This is a genomic window from Micromonospora echinospora, assembly GCF_014203425.1.
Taxonomy (GTDB): domain Bacteria; phylum Actinomycetota; class Actinomycetes; order Mycobacteriales; family Micromonosporaceae; genus Micromonospora; species Micromonospora echinospora_A.
Genome location: NZ_JACHJC010000001.1, coordinates 5,675,352 through 5,692,888, shown reverse-complemented (window position 1 = coordinate 5,692,888; position 17,537 = coordinate 5,675,352). Strand labels below are relative to the sequence as shown.

General features: G+C 75.0%; 22 protein-coding genes. 19 read left to right on the top strand and 3 right to left on the bottom strand.

Going from position 1 to position 17,537, the window contains the following annotated elements; genetic code table 11:
* The first annotated feature begins 210 nt into the window (after positions 1 to 210).
* The 6 genes from FHU28_RS25405 to FHU28_RS25380 all read left to right on the top strand — a co-directional run bounded on the left by FHU28_RS25405 (position 211) and on the right by FHU28_RS25380 (position 5,722).
* Positions 211 to 630, top strand: coding sequence for a TraR/DksA family transcriptional regulator (locus FHU28_RS25405; RefSeq protein ID WP_184686908.1), 420 nt, complete (start codon positions 211 to 213; stop codon positions 628 to 630).
* Between the two features lie 66 nt (positions 631 to 696).
* A complete protein-coding gene (gene lspA, locus FHU28_RS25400; RefSeq protein ID WP_184686907.1) occupies positions 697 to 1,296 on the top strand; it encodes a signal peptidase II in 600 nt (199 codons plus the stop codon).
* The gene (locus FHU28_RS25395) at positions 1,293 to 2,237 is read left to right on the top strand and encodes an RluA family pseudouridine synthase (RefSeq protein ID WP_184686906.1); all 945 of its coding nucleotides are present in this window, start codon (positions 1,293 to 1,295) and stop codon (positions 2,235 to 2,237) included. Before lspA ends, FHU28_RS25395 begins: the two co-directional genes overlap by 4 nt.
* A 2-nt stretch (positions 2,238 to 2,239) precedes the next feature.
* The gene (locus FHU28_RS25390) at positions 2,240 to 3,094 is read left to right on the top strand and encodes a hypothetical protein (RefSeq protein WP_184686905.1); all 855 of its coding nucleotides are present in this window, start codon (positions 2,240 to 2,242) and stop codon (positions 3,092 to 3,094) included.
* A 140-nt stretch (positions 3,095 to 3,234) separates the two neighbouring features.
* Positions 3,235 to 4,839, top strand: coding sequence for a MinD/ParA family ATP-binding protein (locus FHU28_RS25385; RefSeq protein WP_184686904.1), 1,605 nt, complete (start codon positions 3,235 to 3,237; stop codon positions 4,837 to 4,839).
* 49 nt (positions 4,840 to 4,888) lie between these two features.
* Entirely contained in the window at positions 4,889 to 5,722 is an 834-nt protein-coding gene (locus FHU28_RS25380) for a DUF2567 domain-containing protein (protein ID WP_184686903.1), read from the top strand.
* Here FHU28_RS25380 and FHU28_RS25375 read toward each other — a convergent pair.
* A complete protein-coding gene (locus FHU28_RS25375) occupies positions 5,688 to 6,392 on the bottom strand; it encodes an LON peptidase substrate-binding domain-containing protein (protein WP_184686902.1) in 705 nt (234 codons plus the stop codon). The genes FHU28_RS25380 and FHU28_RS25375 overlap by 35 nt on opposite strands.
* 108 nt (positions 6,393 to 6,500) lie before the next feature.
* Between FHU28_RS25375 and hisD the strand changes: the two genes are divergently transcribed.
* From hisD to hisF, 12 genes are all read left to right on the top strand, one after another.
* Complete coding sequence (hisD, locus tag FHU28_RS25370; RefSeq protein ID WP_184686901.1) at positions 6,501 to 7,826, top strand: histidinol dehydrogenase; 1,326 nt, start codon at positions 6,501 to 6,503, stop codon at positions 7,824 to 7,826.
* The gene (locus FHU28_RS25365) at positions 7,823 to 8,896 is read left to right on the top strand and encodes a histidinol-phosphate transaminase (RefSeq protein ID WP_184686900.1); all 1,074 of its coding nucleotides are present in this window, start codon (positions 7,823 to 7,825) and stop codon (positions 8,894 to 8,896) included. The genes hisD and FHU28_RS25365 overlap by 4 nt, the downstream gene beginning before the upstream one ends.
* Positions 8,893 to 9,504, top strand: coding sequence for an imidazoleglycerol-phosphate dehydratase HisB (hisB, locus tag FHU28_RS25360; protein ID WP_030500263.1), 612 nt, complete (start codon positions 8,893 to 8,895; stop codon positions 9,502 to 9,504). Before FHU28_RS25365 ends, hisB begins: the two co-directional genes overlap by 4 nt.
* A 117-nt stretch (positions 9,505 to 9,621) precedes the next feature.
* Positions 9,622 to 9,789: a hypothetical protein gene (locus tag FHU28_RS25355; protein ID WP_184686899.1), complete on the top strand. Its 168-nt coding sequence runs from the start codon at positions 9,622 to 9,624 to the stop codon at positions 9,787 to 9,789.
* Entirely contained in the window at positions 9,789 to 10,412 is a 624-nt protein-coding gene (gene hisH / locus FHU28_RS25350; RefSeq protein WP_073830988.1) for an imidazole glycerol phosphate synthase subunit HisH, read from the top strand. The genes FHU28_RS25355 and hisH overlap by 1 nt, the downstream gene beginning before the upstream one ends.
* 19 nt (positions 10,413 to 10,431) lie before the next feature.
* Entirely contained in the window at positions 10,432 to 10,752 is a 321-nt protein-coding gene (locus tag FHU28_RS25345) for a hypothetical protein (protein ID WP_073830987.1), read from the top strand.
* A gap of 19 nt (positions 10,753 to 10,771) precedes the next feature.
* Complete coding sequence (gene priA / locus FHU28_RS25340) at positions 10,772 to 11,500, top strand: bifunctional 1-(5-phosphoribosyl)-5-((5-phosphoribosylamino)methylideneamino)imidazole-4-carboxamide isomerase/phosphoribosylanthranilate isomerase PriA (RefSeq protein ID WP_184686898.1); 729 nt, start codon at positions 10,772 to 10,774, stop codon at positions 11,498 to 11,500.
* Between the two features lie 26 nt (positions 11,501 to 11,526).
* Entirely contained in the window at positions 11,527 to 11,913 is a 387-nt protein-coding gene (locus tag FHU28_RS25335) for a RidA family protein (RefSeq protein ID WP_311773648.1), read from the top strand.
* 79 nt (positions 11,914 to 11,992) lie between these two features.
* A complete protein-coding gene (locus FHU28_RS25330; RefSeq protein WP_184686896.1) occupies positions 11,993 to 12,439 on the top strand; it encodes a MarR family winged helix-turn-helix transcriptional regulator in 447 nt (148 codons plus the stop codon).
* Between the two features lies 1 nt (position 12,440).
* The gene (locus FHU28_RS25325) at positions 12,441 to 12,866 is read left to right on the top strand and encodes an organic hydroperoxide resistance protein (protein ID WP_064445243.1); all 426 of its coding nucleotides are present in this window, start codon (positions 12,441 to 12,443) and stop codon (positions 12,864 to 12,866) included.
* The gene (locus FHU28_RS25320; RefSeq protein WP_184686895.1) at positions 12,863 to 13,870 is read left to right on the top strand and encodes an NADP-dependent oxidoreductase; all 1,008 of its coding nucleotides are present in this window, start codon (positions 12,863 to 12,865) and stop codon (positions 13,868 to 13,870) included. The genes FHU28_RS25325 and FHU28_RS25320 overlap by 4 nt, the downstream gene beginning before the upstream one ends.
* An 86-nt stretch (positions 13,871 to 13,956) precedes the next feature.
* Entirely contained in the window at positions 13,957 to 14,724 is a 768-nt protein-coding gene (hisF, locus tag FHU28_RS25315; protein WP_184686894.1) for an imidazole glycerol phosphate synthase subunit HisF, read from the top strand.
* Between the two features lie 9 nt (positions 14,725 to 14,733).
* Here hisF and FHU28_RS25310 read toward each other — a convergent pair whose 3' ends face one another.
* Positions 14,734 to 15,195 (bottom strand): hypothetical protein, encoded by a 462-nt coding sequence (locus FHU28_RS25310; RefSeq protein WP_073830981.1) that lies wholly within the window; start codon positions 15,193 to 15,195, stop codon positions 14,734 to 14,736.
* Positions 15,196 to 15,311: 116 nt separating this feature from the next.
* On the bottom strand, positions 15,312 to 15,947 hold the full coding sequence (gene yczE / locus FHU28_RS25305) for a membrane protein YczE (protein WP_184686893.1): 636 nt from the start codon (positions 15,945 to 15,947) through the stop codon (positions 15,312 to 15,314).
* Between the two features lie 59 nt (positions 15,948 to 16,006).
* Here yczE and yczR point away from each other — a divergent pair, with 59 nt between their 5' ends.
* Positions 16,007 to 17,458, top strand: a complete 1,452-nt coding sequence (yczR, locus tag FHU28_RS25300) for a MocR-like transcription factor YczR (protein WP_184686892.1) — start codon at positions 16,007 to 16,009, stop codon at positions 17,456 to 17,458.
* The last annotated feature ends 79 nt before the right edge of the window (positions 17,459 to 17,537 follow it).

Genomic DNA, 17,537 nt, shown 5'->3' with positions numbered 1-17,537 from the left:
CTTTTGCCCCGATTGATGGCAGTCCGGGGCGGATACGTGGGACGACGGTGCGGCACGTTGTCGGACGCCTGTACGTTCCGTATTCTTGCCAACCTCCGGAGTGCACGGCGGACTCGCTCGCCGTGCACCCTTCCGTACGCGGACGACGCCGACGAAGGCGTCCCGCTCACGTACCACTGACCGCCGCGCCACGCGGCTGAGGGAGCTGACATGGCGAAGCCAGCCGACACCAGGACCGCCGGCCGCAAGCCCGCGCCGAAGGCCACCCGCAGCGCCGCGGAGACCGAGAAGATCCGGGCCGCCCTGGCGGCGCGGCGGGACGAGCTGAACGCCGAGTACGATCAGACGCTGAGCGAGATCACCGAGCTGCAGCGCGAGCGGCTGACCGACTCGGCCGGGGACGACCAGGCCGACACCGGCACCAAGACGTTCGAGCGGGAGCAGGAGATCTCTCTCGCCAACAGCATCAAGGAGCGGATCACGCAGGTCGAGCGCGCGCTGGAGCGCCTCGACGAGGGCGGCTACGGCTGGTGCGAGCGGTGCGGCAAACCGATCCCGGTGGAGCGGCTCGCCGCGTTCCCGTCGGCCACCCTCTGCGTGACCTGCAAGCAGCTGGCGGAGCGGCGCTGATCACCGCTCCCCGGCGGCCGTACGGCAGACGGTGACCACGCCGTCGCAAGCGTCGATGGGGAGCAGATGACCGAAGCACCGCCCGCCGGATCCGGCACCACCGAGTCGGGTGCCGGCGCGCCCCGCCGCAGGGCCGTCGGCCTGCTGCTCGGCGTGTCCCTGTTCTCGCTGCTGGCGGATCTGGGCACCAAACAGCTCGCGCTGGCCGAGCTGACCGGCCGGGAGCCGGTGTCGGTGCTGGGCGGCGCGGTCTACTTCAGCCTCACCCGCAACAGCGGCGCCGCCTGGAGCATCGGCTCCGACCACACCTGGATCTTCCCGATCATCACGTTCGTGGTGATCGGGTGGATCGCCTGGATGGCGCTGCGGCTGCGCTCGCTGCCGTGGGCGGTGTCGCTCGGCCTGGTGCTGGGCGGCGCGCTGGGCAATCTGATCGACCGGATCTTCCGCGCGCCCGGGCACTTCGTCGGCCACGTGGTCGACATGATCAGCCTCTTCGACCCGTACGGCCAGGTCTGGCCGGTGTTCAACCTGGCCGACAGCTCGCTGGTCTGCGGCGTGGTGCTGGCGGTCTTCCTGGAGCTGACCGGCCGGCAGCGCGACGGCTCCCGGCTGCGCGACGAGAAGCGCGACGCCGCCCCGGCCGAGCAGCGGGAGACCGCGTGACCTCCGCATTCGCCGCCGGCGGCGACACCCGCTCCCTGCCCGTCCCGGACGGGCTCGACGGCATGCGCCTGGACCAGGCCGTGTCCCGGCTGTTCGGGCTCTCCCGCACCGCCGCCGCCGGCCTGATCGACGGCGGGGACGCGCTCGTCGACGGCGTGGCCCGGCCCAACTCGCACAAGGTCAAGGCGGGCTCGTGGCTGGAGGTCACGCTGCCCGCGCCGCCCGCCCCGCCGACTGTGGTGCCGCAGGCGGTGCCCGGCCTGACAGTGGTGTACGCCGACGACGACATCGTGGTGGTCGACAAGCCGGTCGGGGTGGCCGCGCACCCGAGCCCCGGCTGGACCGGCCCGACCGTGATCGGCGGGCTGGCCGGCATCGGCCACCGCATCTCCACCAGCGGCGCGGCCGAGCGGCAGGGCGTGGTGCACCGGCTCGACGTGGGCACCACCGGCATCATGGTGGTGGCCAAGAGCGAGCGCGCGTACACCGCGCTGAAGCGGGCGTTCAAGGAGCGCGAGGTGGAGAAGCGCTACCACGCCGTGGTGCAGGGCCACCCGGACCCGCTGCGCGGCACCATCGACGCGCCGATCGACAGGCACCCGCACCACGACTACCGCTGGGCCGTGGTCTCCGGCGGCAAGCCGAGCATCACCCACTACGACACGCTGGAGGCGTTCCCCTCCGCCAGCCTGCTCGACGTGCGACTGGAGACCGGGCGTACGCACCAGATCCGGGTGCACTTCTCCAGCATGCGGCACCCCTGCGTGGGCGACCTGACCTACGGCGCGGACCCGACGCTGTCGGCCCGGCTCGGGCTGGCCCGGCAGTGGCTGCACGCCCGTTCGCTGAGCTTCGCGCACCCGGGCACCGGCGACGAGGTGACGTTCGTCAGCGACTACCCGCAGGATCTGGCCCGGGCGCTGGAGATCCTGCGCGACTGACCATGAGCGACGACGCCGCGCCGCCGCGCCGGTCCCGCTTCGCCGCGCTGACCTGGCTCGCGCTGGCCTGCGCGCTGGTGGTGCTGGTGGTCGCGGTGGCGCAGCGGCGGGACCGTCCGGTGAGCGACCGCACGGTCGGTGAGGTGACCCGGGTCGGGGTGGCCGGCGGCGCGAGCATCCCGGCGTACCTGCGCGCCGCCGGGGAGGAGCTGGCCCGGCTCGACGCGCCAGACGCCTACGCGCTCGTCTCGTTCGCCGACTACCTCACCCCGGCGCGGGCGGCCGCCGCGCTGGACGGCGCGCCGGTCTCGGCGGTGGTGGCGCGGGTGCCGCTGCCCGGCCGGCAGACCGAGATCGTCCGGATCGCGGCGCTGCGGCTGCCGGGCGACGTGGTCGCCGGGATGGCCGACGTCGCCGGCCGCAAGGACCGGGAGGCCGCCGACTACCGGGCGCGCGCCGCCGCCCCGGCGGCCACCGCCGATCCGGAGCTGCGCCGGGTGTACGAGAGCGGGGCCGTGGTCGCGGCCCGGGAGGCGGTCGCCTACCGGGCCGGATGCGCGTGTGTGTACGCCGCGGTGGTCCGTGCCGCGCCGGACGCGCTGCGCGCGCTCGCCGGGCGCCCCGGTGTGCGGGTGGTGGACCCGGCGCCGGAGGTCGCCCGGCTGGACCGGACGGTGTTCACCCCGCCGCTGCCCGAGCAGCGTGACGTGGCCCGGCCGCCGGCGGACACCGGACCGGACCAGGGTGGCGGAATGGGCGATTCGTCGGAAGCCGCACGGACGGTGAGCGGACCTTCACCGACCGCCCCCGCGCCGGTCCCCGGATCCGGGTCACCCAATCCCGCTCCCACCTCCTGAGACATCGGCGGGCCCGGCTGCCCGGTCGATCCCACGGTGCGGCGGGACACCGGGCGATGTGCGGCGCGGGGAGTGGTCCGAATAGGGTTTCGTTCGTAGCCTGTCAGGCGGAGATCGATGGGCTGGGGGAGGGCGAATCCTTGGACGGCAGCGAGACCGGCTGGGGTCGGCAGGGCGAGCCGGCACCGCGGTGGCGGGCGCTGCTCGACCGGGCCCGGCTCGGCGGTCGCGGCGCGGAGCACGCCGACGCCGACCGGCACGGCGAGGAGCACCACGCGCCGCCGCCCGACCCGCTGCCGCGCCGCGCCTCCGGCACCGGATGGACCGGGCGCGCCGCGGCCGTCGGCCGCGCCCCTGACGGGTCGTACGGCGCCGAGCCCGCCTACCGGGCCGAGGCCACGTTCCGGGTCGACCCCGCCTTCCGCGCCGACCCGCGCCACGAGGGCGAACCGGCCTACCAGGCCGAGCCGACGTACCGCACCGACCCGGAGCCGTCCTGGCGCACCGGGCAGCCCTATCCGGCCGAGCCGTCCTGGCGCGCCGAGCCGTCGATCGCGCCGGACCCGTCCTTCGCCGCCGAGCCCCGGCCGGAGCCGTCCTGGCGCGCCGAGCCGTCGATCGCGCCGGACCCGTCCCTCGTCGCCGAGCCCCGGCCGGAGCCGTCCTGGCGCGCCGAACCGGCACGGCCGGAGCCGCACGGCCGGGCCGACGCGCCGGCCGAGTCCCGGTACTCCCTCCTCGACGGTGGCTACCGGCCCGCGCCGCCGCCTGCCGAGTCCCGGTACGCCCTGCTCGACCGGGGCCGCTACCGGCCGGACGTCCCGCCCGCACCGGAACCGGTGGTGCCCGCGCCGCGCAGCCCGCTGGAGGGCCGCTCCGGCCGGGCGGGCCGGGCCGCGCCGGCCCAGGCGAAGTGGCGTGCCCCCGAGCCGGACGCCGAGCTGGAACGCGCCACCAGTGTGCTGCGCCGCGAGCTGGGCACGCCCCGGGTGCTCGCGTTCGCCAACCCCAAGGGCGGGGTGCACAAGACCACCGCCACCGTGCTCGCCGCGGCCACCGTGGGCAGCGTCCGCGGGCGCGGTGTGCTCGCCTGGGACGACAACGAGCTGCGCGGCACGCTCGGCCTGCGGGCCGGCAGCGCCCGGCACGCCCGCACCATCCGCCACCTGATCCACGACCTGGCGCAGATCGAGATCCTCGAGGGCAACACGTTGCTGTCCCACCTCGACGACTACCTGCGGCACGCCTCCGACGGCTCGTACGACGTGCTGGCCGGCGAGGAGAGCCCGCGCTTCGCCCAGCGGCTCGACCAGTTCACCGTCAAGCGGGTGCTGGAGCTGTTGCGCCGCACCCACGAGGTGGTCTGCGTGGACACCGGCAACAACGTGGAGAGCCCGAACTGGCGCACCGTGATGCAGGCCGCCGACCAGCTCGTGGTGACCACCGTGCCGCGCGAGGACGCGGCGTTCAGCGCGGACTGGATGCTCGACCTGCTGCACGAGGAGGGCATGGGCGAGCTGGCCGACAACGCGGTCACGCTGATCTCCTGCCCGACGCCGGGCCGCACCTCCCTGCAGGACGACCTGGAACGGCACTTCGCCACCCGGACCCGGGCGGTAGCGGTGGTGCCCTACGACCCGGCGCTGGAGACCGGCTCCTCGATCGAGTACCACCAGCTCCAGGCCGAGACCCGCAACGCCTGGCTCAAGGCCGCCGCGGTGATGGTGGAACCGTTTGCGCGCTGAGGCGGCGACCACCGCCCCGCGCCGTGCCCCGGCCTGAGAGGATCAACGGGTGACTCCGGACACCCCTGATCCCGAGCGGACGCGCGAGCGTACCGACGGCAGCGAGGCGCGGCCCGCGGGCGAGCAGCCCTCCGGCTGGCCCGGCGGACCGCCCGGCTGGCCCGGCGGACTGCCGGTGCCGGCCGGCACCCCGGTCACCGCGCCTGGCGCCGACCCGCTCGCCGGGCATCCGGGCGTCGTGGCGCAGCTGCCCGGGGCGTCGCCCGCGGCCCGGCGATCCGCCGGCCGGGTCGTGACGACCACCCTCGGCGTGGCCGCGCTGCTCACCGCGCTCGGCGCGCCGCTCGGGCTGCTCTGGGCGTGGGCGGCGCCCGCCACCCCGGTGCGGCAGACACCGGCCGGCGCGGTCTACGCCACGACGCAGCCGGAGCAGCCGATCGCCGCGGACGGCTGGTTCAGCCTCCTGACCCTCGGCTTCGGCGTGCTCGCCGCGATCGCCCTGTGGGTGGTGCTGCGCCGCCGGCGCGGCCCGGCGGGCCTGCTCGCGGTCACCCTCGGCGGCCTCGGCGCGGCGGTGGTGGCCTGGCAGGTCGGCCGCCGGATCGGCCTGTCCACGTTCCAGCGGCTGGTGGAGACCGCGCCGCCGGGCACCGCCTTCACCAAACCCGTCGACCTGCGCGCCGGTGGCGTCGACTGGTTCGGCCCGCTCCCGCTGCCGCACGGCAACCTGCTGCTCGCCGCGTTCGGCGCGGCTGTGACGTACACGCTGCTTGCGGGCTGGTCGCGGTGGCCGTCGCTGCGGCCGGAGCCGGAGTTCGACGGCGGGTGGCCGCCGCCCCCGCCGGGGTTCAGTTCGGCGCCGGGAGACCAGCCAGCTCGCTGAGCGGCACCGGCACCGCCCGGACCTGCCGCAGCAACGCCGTCTCCCGGTTGAGCAGGCGCAGCTCGGCCCGCAGGCGGGCGGCCGTGTCGTCGATCGCGAGCAGCCGCTGCCGGTCGTCCACGGTCAGCGCGGCGGTCGCGGCGACCAGGTGCGACAGCACCGTCGGGTCCTCCGGCAACTGCTCGGAGATCTCCTGCTGGTCCGGCCGGATCAGGCCGAGATACTGCCGGAACACCGAGATCACCCGGGCCGCCAGCAGGTCGGCGACCTCGTCCGGGCCGCCCGGCTCGGGCAGCCACTGCACCTCCGCGGTGAGGTAGGGCTCGGCGGCGTGGTCGACCTCGGCGAGGCGGAACCGGCGCCGGCCCACTGTGACGATGTCGAATCCGCCGTCGGCCAGCTCGGTGACCTGCCGCAGCTCGGCGGTGCAGCCCACCTCGTGCAGCGTGACCTCGCCGGCGGTCAGCCCGAAGCGCCCCGGCGGCCCGGCCGGCGCCACCTCCCAGCCGGCCCGGATCGCCACCACGCCGAACTCGCGCGGCGCGCCCTCGGGCAGCGCCACCAGGTGGCGCACCAGCGCCCGGTAGCGCTCCTCGAAGATGTGCAGCGGAAGGACCAGCCCCGGGAAGAGGACGGTCCCGAGCGGGAACACCGGCAGCCGTGCGCTCACGCGATCGAGCGTATCCCCAACGCGCCCGCCCGCGCGTGTCCCGGCTCACCGTCCCGGCGTGCGGGCGGCCCGGGCCGGTCGCCGGAACGGCGGCCTAGACTCGCAGGCGTGCTGAATCGGATCGACCTGCGCGGCGGGGCACGTGACCCGCGCCGCCTGCTGCCCCGTGCCCAGCTCGACGTCTCCGTGGCGGTCGAGCGGATCCGCCCCCTGGTCGAGGCGGTCCGGGAGCATGGGTACCCGGCGATCCGGGAGGCCAGCGAACGGTTCGACGGCGTCTCCCCGGAGCGGCTGCGGGTGCCGGTCGAGACGATCCGCGCCGCCGAGGGCGAGCTGGACCCGCAGGTACGCGCCGCGCTGCTGGAGTCGATCACCCGGGCCCGCAAGGTCCACGCCGACCAGCGCCGCACCGATCACACCACGAACGTGGTGCCCGGCGGCACGGTGACCGAGCGGTGGGTGCCGGTCGACCGGGTCGGTCTCTACGTCCCCGGCGGCCTGGCCATGTACCCGTCGACAGTGGTGATGAACGTGGTGCCGGCCCAGGCGGCCGGAGTGCGCTCGCTGGTGGTGGTGAGCCCGCCGCAGAAGGACAACGACGGCCTGCCCGACCGGCGGGTCCTCGCCGCCTGCGCGCTGCTCGGCGTGGACGAGGTGTACGCCGTCGGCGGCGCCCAGGCGGTCGCCATGCTCGCGTACGGCGCGGGCGTCGACCCGGCCGGGGACGAGCGCTGCGAGCCGGTCGACATGATCACCGGTCCGGGCAACATCTGGGTCACCGCCGCGAAGCGGCTGCTGCGCGGCGTGGTCGGCATCGACGCCGAGGCCGGGCCGACCGAGATCGCGATCCTGGCCGACGACACCGCCGACCCGGCGCACGTCGCCGCCGACCTGATCAGCCAGGCCGAGCACGACCCCCTCGCCGCCAGCGTGCTGGTCACCCCGTCCACGGCGCTTGCCGACGCGGTCGACGCCGAGCTGGCCCGGCAGGCGCCCGCGGCCAAGCACGCCGAGCGGATCGGCACCGCGCTGCGCGGCGAGCAGAGCGGCGTGGTCCTGGTCGACGACCTGGAGGCAGGGCTGCGGGTGGTCGACGCGTACGCGGCCGAGCACCTGGAGATCCAGACCGAGAACGCCCGCGAGTGGGCGCTGCGGGTCCGCAACGCCGGGGCGGTGTTCGTGGGCGCCTGGTCGCCGGTGTCGCTCGGCGACTACTGCGCGGGCTCCAACCACGTGCTGCCCACCGGCGGCTGCGCCCGGCACTCCTCCGGGCTGTCCGTGCAGTCCTTCCTGCGCGGCGTCCACCTGATCGAATACACGCAGGACGCGCTGCGCGACGTGGCCCCGCACGTGGTCACGCTGGCGACGGTGGAGGACCTGCCGGCGCACGGCCAGGCGGTCAGCGTCCGGTTCCCCGACGGCGGCGCGTCGTGACCACGCTCGACGACCTGCCGATCCGCGACGACCTGCGCGGACGCACACCGTACGGCGCGCCGCAGCTCGACGTGCCGGTGCGGCTGAACACCAACGAGAACTCCTACCCGGTGCCCGAGCCGGTGGTCGAGGCGATCGGCAAGGCGGTCGCCGCCGAGCTGCGGGACCTCAACCGCTATCCGGACCGGGACGCGGTGGCGCTGCGCGCCGACCTGGCCGCCTACCTGGGGCACGGGCTCACCGCCGACCACGTGTGGGCCGCGAACGGCTCCAACGAGATCCAGCAGCAGCTGCTGCAGGCGTTCGGTGGTCCCGGGCGCACCGCGCTCGGCTTCACCCCGGCGTACTCGATGCACCCGCTGCTGGCGCTCGGCACCGGCACCCGGTGGGTGCCCGCCCGGCGCGGCGAGGACTTCGGGCTCACCGCCGACGAGGCGGTGGCCCAGGTCCGGGAGCACCGGCCGGACGTGGTGTTCCTCTGCTCGCCGAACAACCCGACCGGCACCGCGCTCGACCCGGCGGTGGTCGCCGCCGTGCTGGACGAGGCGCCCGGCATGGTGGTCGTGGACGAGGCGTACGCCGAGTTCGCCCGGCCGGGCACGGTGAGCGCGCTCGCCGTGCTGCCCGGCCACCCGCGGCTGGTGGTGACCCGCACCATGAGCAAGGCGTTCGGCTTCGCCGGTGGCCGGCTCGGCTACCTGGCCGCCGACCCGGCGGTGGTGGACGCGGTGCAGCTGGTCCGGCTGCCGTACCACCTGTCCGCGCTCACCCAGGCCGCCGCCCGCGCGGCGCTGGCGCACCGGGACGCCCTGCTCGGCACCGTGGCCGCGATCATGCGGCAGCGCGACCGGATCGTCGCCGAGCTGCGCGCGCGGGGCCACCGGGTGGCCGACAGCGACGCCAACTTTGTGCTGTTCGCCGTCGACGGGGACCAGGCGGTGGCCTGGCGTACCCTGCTCGATGCCGGCGTGCTGGTGCGTGACGTCGGCCTGCCCGGCTGGCTGCGCGTCACCGCCGGCACCCCGACCGAGACCGACGCCTTCCTCACCGCGATGGAGAACGTTTCATGAGCCGGATCGCCCGGATCGAGCGGGTCACAAACGAGACCAAGGTGCTCGTCGAGATCGACCTCGACGGCACCGGCAAGGCCGACATCGAGACCGGCGTCGGCTTCTACGACCACATGCTCAACCAGATCGCCCGGCACGGCGGCTTCGACCTGACCGTGCACACCGTCGGCGACCTGGAGATCGACGCGCACCACACGATGGAGGACACCGCGCTCGCGCTGGGCGCCGCGTTCGACCGGGCGCTGGGCGACAAGGCCGGCATCCGGCGGTACGGCTCGGCCACCGTCCCGATGGACGAGGTGCTGGTCCGGGCCGCCGTCGACCTGTCCGGCCGCCCGTACGTGGTGCACGACGAGCCGGCGCTGGCCCCGTACATCGGGCCGGTCTACCCGACGAGCATGACCCGGCACATCTGGGAGTCGTTCGGCCAGTCGGCCCGGATCACGCTGCACGTGGACGTGCTGCGCGCGGCCCGCCCCGGCGGTCACCCGGACGCGCACCACGTGGTCGAGGCGCAGTTCAAGGCCGTCTCCCGCGCGCTGCGCGAGGCCACCGCGCTGGACCCGCGTAACGCGGGCGTGGTGCCGTCCACGAAGGGCGCGCTCTGATGAGCGCGAGGAACGCAGCGCAGCGGAGTCCCGCAGTCGCGAATGAAGGGCGGCTCTGATGAGCGCGAGGAACGCAGCGCAGCGGAGTCCCGCAGTCGCGAATGAAGGCGGGCTCTGATGAAGGTGCTGCCCACTCTGGTGTTGATCCTGGCCGGGCTGCTGGTCGGCGGGACGTGGTCGCTGATCAAGCAGGGCGCGCCCCGCCCCGCTGTCGTGATCACCGGCCTGCTGGCCGTGCTGGCCACCGTCGCCGGGGTGCTCTGGCTGCTGCCGGGGGAGAGCTGATGGCGCGGCGGGTGGTGGTGCTCGACTACGGCTCGGGCAACCTGCGCTCGGCCGAGCGCGCGGTGGCGCGGGCCGGCGCCGAGGTGACAGTCACCGACGACCTGGCCGCCGCCGCGTCGGCCGACGGCCTGGTGGTGCCGGGCGTCGGCGCGTTCGCCGCCTGCATGGCCGGGATCGAGGCGCTGGGCGCCGGGCCGGTCATCGCCGAGCGGGTCGCCGCGGGGCGGCCGGTGCTGGGCATCTGCGTCGGCATGCAGATCCTCTTCGGGCACGGCGAGGAGCACGGCGTGGTCACCAAGGGGCTGGGGCTGCTGCCCGGCGGGGTGAGCCGGCTGCCCGCGCGGCGGCTGCCGCACATGGGCTGGAACACCGTGCGCCCGCCGGCCGGCTCGACGCTGTTCGCCGGCCTGCCGGCCGACACCCGGTTCTACTTCGTGCACTCCTACGGGGTGACCGAGCCGGCGGCGCTGGCCGAGGCGGGCGCCACTGTGACCACCGCGCACCACGGCACGGACTTCGTGGCGGCGGTGGAGCGGGGCGCGCTGTCGGCCGCGCAGTTCCACCCGGAGAAGTCGGCCGACGCCGGGGCCGCGCTGCTGCGTAACTGGCTCGGCACGCTGTGACCGGCCCGCGGGCGTCCGCGTGAGCAAGGAGCGGGCCCGCCGCCGGGCGGAGCGCGAGGCCGAGCAGGAGCGGGAGCGTGCCGTCCGTGCCCGCCGGGTGGCCCGCCGGGAGCGGCGGCATTCTCTGGTACGCCGGCTGACGCCGTCGCTGCGGCGCGGGCGTACCGGCCGGCTGCGCCGGCACACCCGGCGCGAACGGGCGACGATCCTGGTGCTCACCGCCGTGGCGGTGGTCGCGATCTGGAGCCTGGTGGACGACCTGGCGCTGCGGCTGGTGCTGGTCGCGTTGTTGTTGCTGGTCCTGCCCGCGGTCGTGGTGATCGCGCTGGACCGTCGTTGAGGACCCGAGGAGAGAAGCGTTGAGCCTCACCCTGTTGCCCGCCGTGGACGTCGCCGACGGCCAGGCCGTCCGGCTCGTGCAGGGCGCCGCCGGTAGCGAGACCACGTACGGCGACCCGCTGGACGCGGCGCTGGCCTGGCAGTCCGACGGCGCGGAGTGGATCCACCTGGTGGATCTGGACGCCGCGTTCGGGCGGGGCTCCAACGCCGCGCTGCTCGCCGAGGTGGTCGGCAAGCTGGACGTGCAGGTGGAGCTGTCCGGCGGTATCCGGGACGACGAGTCGCTGCGCGCGGCGCTGGCCACCGGGGCGGCCCGGGTCAACATCGGCACCGCCGCGCTGGAGGACCCGCAGTGGTGCGACCGGATCTGCGGCGAGTACGGCGACCGGGTGGCGATCGGGCTGGACGTGCGCGGCCGTACCCTGTCGGCGCGCGGCTGGACCCGCGACGGCGGTGACCTCTACGAGGTGCTGGCCCGGCTCGACGCCGCGGGCGCCGCGCGGTACGTGGTCACCGACATCACCAAGGACGGCACCATGCGCGGGCCGAACCTGGAGCTGCTGCGCGAGGTGTGCGGGCGTACCGATGCCCCGGTCATCGCCTCCGGCGGCGTGTCCACGCTCGACGACCTGCGGGCGCTGGCCGCGCTGGAGCCGGTGGGCGTGGAGGGCGTGATCGCCGGGAAGGCGCTCTACGCGGGCGCGTTCACCGTCGCCGAGGCGCTGGCCACGTTGCGGGCCGGCGCGTGACGGCCGAGCCGCCCGTGGATGCCGGGGTGGTTACCCGGCTCGGATCGGGCGGCCCGTGGGAGGCGCTGTACGGCTACTCGCGGGTGGTCCGGGCCGGTTCGCTGGCGATCACGGCCGGCTGCACCTCTACTGTGGACGGCCGGGTGGCGCACGCGGGCGACGCGGCGGCGCAGACCGCGCAGGCGATCCGGATCGGCCTGGACGCGCTGGCCGAGGTCGGCGCCGGGCCGGGCGACGTGGTGCGGACCCGGATGTACGTGACCGACCGGATCTACGCCGACGAGGTGGGCCGGGCGCACAACGCGGTGTTCGGTCCGGTGCGCCCGGTGGCGACGATGGTGGTGGTGGCCGGGCTGATCGACCCGGACCTGCTGGTCGAGGTCGAGCTGGAGGCGTACCTACCCGCCGGCTGACGGTTCCGGGGCGCGTCGCCCGCCCCGGACCGCGCGCCGATCGGTTGTGCACAACTTAATTGTGCGCTACGGTTTCACGGTGACCGATGATCTGGTGCTGCGCCGGCAGGTGTGCTTTGCCCTCTACGCGGCGTCGCGCGCCCTGACCGACGTCTACCGGCCCATCCTCGACGAGCACGGCCTGACCTACCCGCAGTACCTGGTGCTGCTGGTGCTCTGGGAGCGCGACGACGACGCCCCCACGGTCTCCGAGCTCGGCGCTGCGCTCCGGCTCGACTCCGGCACGCTCTCCCCGCTGCTCAAGCGGCTGGAGGCGGCCGGGCTGGTGGTGCGTACCCGCTCGGCCGCCGATGAGCGCCGGGTCGAGGTGGGCCTCACCGACCAGGGCCGGGCCCTGCGGGAGCGGATGTGCGACGTGCCGCGGCAGGTGGCCACCGCCACCGGGCTCACCGAGGCCGAACTGGTCTTCCTCCACGGCATCCTCACCCGGGTCACCGAGACGATCCACCGACAGAAGGAGCAGTGACATGCAGGTGCTCTACACCGCCTCCGCCCGCGCCACCGGCGACGGCCGCGACGGTCACGTCCGCACCTCCGACGGCACCGTCGAGCTGGACCTCGCCGTACCGAAGGAGATGGGCGGCGCCGGCGGCGCGGCCAACCCGGAGCAGCTCTTCGCGGCCGGCTACGCGGCCTGCTTCCACTCCGCGCTGCGCGTGGTCGCCCGCAAGGCCAAGGCGGACGTCTCCGGCTCGGTCGTCGAGGCCGAGGTGGGCATCGGCCCGAACGGCAGCGGCGGATTCGGCCTGGCCGTGACGCTCGTGGTGGACCTGCCCGCGGTCGAGCGCGCGGCCGCCGAGCAGCTCGTCGACGCGGCCCACCAGGTCTGCCCCTACTCCAACGCGACCCGTGGCAACGTCGAGGTCACCCGCACGGTCCGCGAGGCCCGATGAGCGAGGGCGCGGTGAACCGGGAGATCCACCTGGTGTCCCGGCCGGACGGCTGGCCGACTCCGGAGAACTTCCGGCTGGTCACCACCGAGGTGCCGACGCCGGGCCCGGGCCAGGTCGTGGTCCGCAACCGGTTCATGTCCGTCGACCCGTACATGCGCGGGCGGATGAACGACGTCAAGTCGTACGTGCCGCCGTTCGCGCTCGACGCCCCGCTCGACGGGGGCGCGATCGGTGAGGTGGTGGCCGGCGAGGCCGGGGGCGTCAAGCCCGGCGACGTCGTGCTGCACGGGCTCGGCTGGCGTGAGTACGCGCTCGTGGACGCCCGGGGCGCGCGCAAGGTCGACCCCGACCTGGCGCCGGTGACCGCGTACCTGGGCGTGCTCGGCATGACCGGGCTGACCGCGTACGCCGGGCTGCTGGACGTGGCCGCCATGAAGCCGGGGGAGACCGTCTTCGTCTCCGGCGCGGCCGGCGCGGTGGGCAGCATGGTCGGTCAGATCGCGAAGCTGCGCGGCGCCGGCCGGGTGATCGGCAGCGCCGGCTCCCGGGCCAAGGTCGAGCGGCTCACCGCGCTCGGCTTCGACGCCGCGTTCGACTATCACGACGGCCCGGTGTCCAAGCAGCTCAGGGCGGCCGCCCCGGACGGTGTCGACGTGTACTTCGACAACGTCGGCGGCGATCACCTGGAGGCCGCGATCGGGGCGATGAACCTGCACGGCCGGGCCGCCATCTGCGGCATGATCGCGCAGTACAACGCCACCGAGCCGCCGGCCGCCCCGCGCAACCTGGCGCTGGTGATCGGCAAGCGCCTGACGCTGCGCGGCTTCCTCGTCAGTGACCACGGTCACCTGCGGGAGCAGTTCGTGCAGGAGGTGGCGGGCTGGCTGCGCGAGGGCCGGCTGTCGTACGACGAGACGGTGATCGACGGCATCGAGCAGGCCCCCGAGGCGTTCCTCGGCCTGCTGCGCGGCGAGAACCTCGGCAAGATGCTGGTTCGTCTCTGACCGGCGCGAACGCACACCACCACGGGCGGTGGTGACCGGCCTCACCGGCCGGTCACCACCGCCCGCGCGTTGGCTAGGCTCGGGGCATGACGGTGGCGGTACGGGTCATCCCGTGTCTGGACGTGGACGCCGGGCGCGTGGTCAAGGGAGTCAACTTCCTCGACCTGCGCGACGCGGGCGACCCGGTGGAGCTGGCGGCGGCGTACGACCGGGCCGGCGCGGACGAGCTGACCTTCCTCGACGTCACCGCCTCGTCGAGCGACCGGGGCACCATGCTCGACGTGGTGCGACGTACCGCCGAGTCGGTCTTCATCCCGCTCACGGTGGGCGGTGGCGTCCGTCAGGTCGCCGACGTCGACACGCTGCTGCGGGCCGGGGCGGACAAGGTGGGCGTGAACACCGCCGCCATCGCCCGCCCGGAGCTGATCGCCGAGATCGCCGACCGGTTCGGCCGCCAGGTGCTCGTGCTCTCGCTGGACGTGCGCCGCGCCGCGGACGGCACGACGCCGAGCGGCTTCGAGGTGACCACGCATGGTGGGCGGCGCGGCACCGGCCTGGACGCGGTCGAGTGGGCGGCGCGCGGCGCCGAGCTGGGCGCGGGTGAGATCCTGCTCAACTCGATGGACGCCGACGGCACCAAGGCCGGGTTCGACCTGCCGCTGATCCAGGCGGTGCGGGAGGTGGTCGACGTGCCGGTGATCGCCAGCGGCGGCGCGGGCGAGGTGGCGCACTTCCCGCCGGCCGTCGGCGCGGGTGCGGACGCGGTGCTCGCCGCGAGCGTCTTCCACTTCGGCGAGCTGACCGTCGGCCAGGTCAAGGACGCGCTGCGCGGCGCCGGGCACCCGGTGCGCTGAGGCGGGCGGTCACTGCCGGCCGGAGCGCCCCTCGGGGGAGCGGCGCGGCATCGGGATCGAGCGGACCACGTACTCCTGCACGGCGGCGGCGTGGTCGTCCTCGTCGAGCTGCCACTCGGATTCGCCGGGCGGGTGCCGGCGGGTCAGCACGCCCTGCACCGTGTCCACAGTGGTGCCGAGCCCGGCGCTGGGACGGGTGCGCCAGAGCCGCTCACCGTCCGGGGTGACCCGGAACCAGCCGTCGGAGACGCTGACCAGGCCCGCGCCGACGAGCCGCCGGACCGCGCCCTCCACCTCGTGCCGCTCGGGGATGGCCTGGTTGAGGTGGTCGGCTGTGGAGAGGACGTCAGCCAGCCGCACGCCTTCAGGGCGGCGTGTCGACGCGGACCGCCGGTGCCGGCCGGCGCCACTGGCGATGACCAACGCGACGAAGATCCAGGCGTCGCTCCAACGCCATCCGTTCTCCCCCATGCAGGAATGATGCCCGGCCGCGACGGCGGAGGAAACACCTGGTTTCGCTGTTCTGTGTCACCGCAGCTCAGCGCGTTGCGGAGCGCCTCGGGCCGTGGCGGTCGGCCCGGCGCTGATCACGTAGCGTAGGCGCCGCTCGGCGGCCGCGCGGGCAGCGCGAAGACCGGGATGAAGAACTGGGCGAGCGGGCCGATGGTCAGCGCGTACGCCACGGTGCCGAGACCGACGGTCCCGCCGAGCAGCCAGCCGAGGCCCAGCACGGTGATCTCGATGCTCGTGCGGACCAGCCGGACCGAGAAGCGGGGATGGCGGGCGACGAAGCCGGTCATCAGACCGTCGCGGGGTCCGGGGCCGAGCCCGGCGCCGAGGTAGAGCCCGGTGGCGGCGCCGTTGGCGACGATCCCGGCCACCAGCATCGCGGTGCGCGCCGGCATGCCGTCACCGGGCGGCAGCACGGCGAGCGTGGCGTCGACGACCAGCCCGATGGCCACGACGTTGCTGACCGTGCCGAGGCCGGGCCGCTGCCGCAGCGGGATCCAGAGCAGCAGGACGAGAGCGCCGACGGCGATGGTGACGGTGCCGAAGGAGAGACCGGTCTGCCGGGAGAGCCCCTGGTGGAACACGTCCCACGGGTCCAGTCCCAGCTCCGAGCGGATCATCAGCGCCATGCTGAGGCCGTACAGGACGAGCCCGGCGTAGAGCTGGGTGAGTCGTCGCGCCGGGCGGTGCCCGAGATTGCCAAGCGGTGCCATGCATGCCACCCTAGGGGCCAATTGCAGGCCGCAAGGGGGCCAATTCTGGAGGTGTGGCCATGACCAGCCAGGTGCGCGGCGTCCAATTGGCGCGACTCCTCGGCCAGTGGCACGCATTGCCGGGCCGCCGGCGGAGCCCCGACTACGCCGCGCTCGCCGCCGCCGTCCGGGGCCTGCTCGCCGACGGCCGGCTGCCGCTGGGGGTACGCCTGCCGGCCGAGCGGGAACTGGCCGAGGCGCTGCGGATCAGCCGGACCACTGTCACCGCCGCGTACCGGGAACTGCGGGAGAGCGGCCACCTGGCCAGCCGCCGGGGCGCCGGGAGCTGGACCATGCTGCCCGGCGGCCACCGGGTGGCCAGCACCGGGCTGTGGACGCCGCTGGACGACCGCGACATGATCGACCTCGGCGTGGCCGCGCTGTCCGCGCCGCCGCAGCTCGTCCCGGCCGCCCGGGCGGCCGCCGAGGACCTGCCCCGCTACCTGGGCGGCGCCGGCTACCACCCGACCGGCATCATCGAGCTGCGGGAGGCGGTGGCCCGCGGGTACACCGAGCGCGGTCTGCCCACCAGCCCGGAGCAGATCATGGTCACCAGCGGCACCCAGCACGCGCTGGACCTGGTGCTGCGGCTGGCCCTGTCGCCCGGCGGCGCGGTGCTCGTCGAGTCACCCACCTACCCCAACGCCCTGGCCGCGCTGTCCGCCCGGCGGGCCCGGATCGCCACCCACGGCCTGTCCGACGAGGGCTGGGACGCCGAGCTGCTGCTCGGCAGCATCCGGCAGACCCGGCCGAAGCTCGCGTACGTGATCCCGGAGTTCCACAACCCGACCGGTCACCTGATGGCGGCCGACCTGCGCGAACGGCTGGTCGGCGCGGCCCACGCGGCCGGCACCGACCTCGTCGTCGACGAGTCCTTCGTCGACCTGCCGCTGGACGACACCCCGCTGCCGCCACCCGTGGCGGTCTTCGACAGGCACTCCCGGGTGATCAGCATCGGCGGGATGAGCAAGCCCTACTGGGGCGGGCTGCGGATCGGCTGGGTCCGCGCCTCCGCGCCCCAGGTGCAGCGGCTGGCCGCGGCCCGGGTCGGGGTGGACATGGCCAGCCCGGTGCTCGACCAGCTCGTCGCCGTGCACCTGCTCGCCGAGGCGCCCGCCATCGTGGCCGCCCGCCGCGCCCAGCTCGCCGCCCAGCGGGACGCCCTGGTCGCGGCGCTCGCCGAGCAGCTGCCCGACTGGCGGGTCACGGTGCCGCGCGGCGGCGTGACGCTCTGGGCCGAGCTGGACGGCCCGATCTCCAGCGCGCTGGCCCGGGCCGCCGAGGAAGTCGGCGTACGGCTGGCGCCCGGACCCCGGTTCGGCCTGGACGGGACGCTTGAGCGCTTCCTGCGTCTGCCCTTCACCCTGCCCGCCGAGGAGCTGGTGGAGGCGGTGGGCCGGCTCGCCGCGGTGCGCTACGACCTGGACCGGGCCGGCCGCCCGCAGTGGCGCGAGGCCGGCGTCATCGCCTGACCCGGCGCGCCCGCCCGATCCGGTGGTGAAGCTCCGAACCCCGGCTCCGGGCGGGACGGCGACCGCAGACTGCCCGAGT

Coding starts and splice junctions, on each gene's coding strand:
- FHU28_RS25310 (WP_073830981.1), bottom strand. CDS start 15,195: ATGGGGGAGAACGGATGGCGTTGGAGCGACGCCTGGATCTTCGTCGCG.
- FHU28_RS25405 (WP_184686908.1), top strand. CDS start 211: ATGGCGAAGCCAGCCGACACCAGGACCGCCGGCCGCAAGCCCGCGCCG.
- FHU28_RS25355 (WP_184686899.1), top strand. CDS start 9,622: ATGAAGGTGCTGCCCACTCTGGTGTTGATCCTGGCCGGGCTGCTGGTC.
- FHU28_RS25325 (WP_064445243.1), top strand. CDS start 12,441: ATGCAGGTGCTCTACACCGCCTCCGCCCGCGCCACCGGCGACGGCCGC.
- hisF (WP_184686894.1), top strand. CDS start 13,957: ATGACGGTGGCGGTACGGGTCATCCCGTGTCTGGACGTGGACGCCGGG.
- hisB (WP_030500263.1), top strand. CDS start 8,893: ATGAGCCGGATCGCCCGGATCGAGCGGGTCACAAACGAGACCAAGGTG.
- hisH (WP_073830988.1), top strand. CDS start 9,789: ATGGCGCGGCGGGTGGTGGTGCTCGACTACGGCTCGGGCAACCTGCGC.
- FHU28_RS25390 (WP_184686905.1), top strand. CDS start 2,240: ATGAGCGACGACGCCGCGCCGCCGCGCCGGTCCCGCTTCGCCGCGCTG.
- FHU28_RS25320 (WP_184686895.1), top strand. CDS start 12,863: ATGAGCGAGGGCGCGGTGAACCGGGAGATCCACCTGGTGTCCCGGCCG.
- yczE (WP_184686893.1), bottom strand. CDS start 15,947: ATGGCACCGCTTGGCAATCTCGGGCACCGCCCGGCGCGACGACTCACC.
- lspA (WP_184686907.1), top strand. CDS start 697: ATGACCGAAGCACCGCCCGCCGGATCCGGCACCACCGAGTCGGGTGCC.
- yczR (WP_184686892.1), top strand. CDS start 16,007: ATGACCAGCCAGGTGCGCGGCGTCCAATTGGCGCGACTCCTCGGCCAG.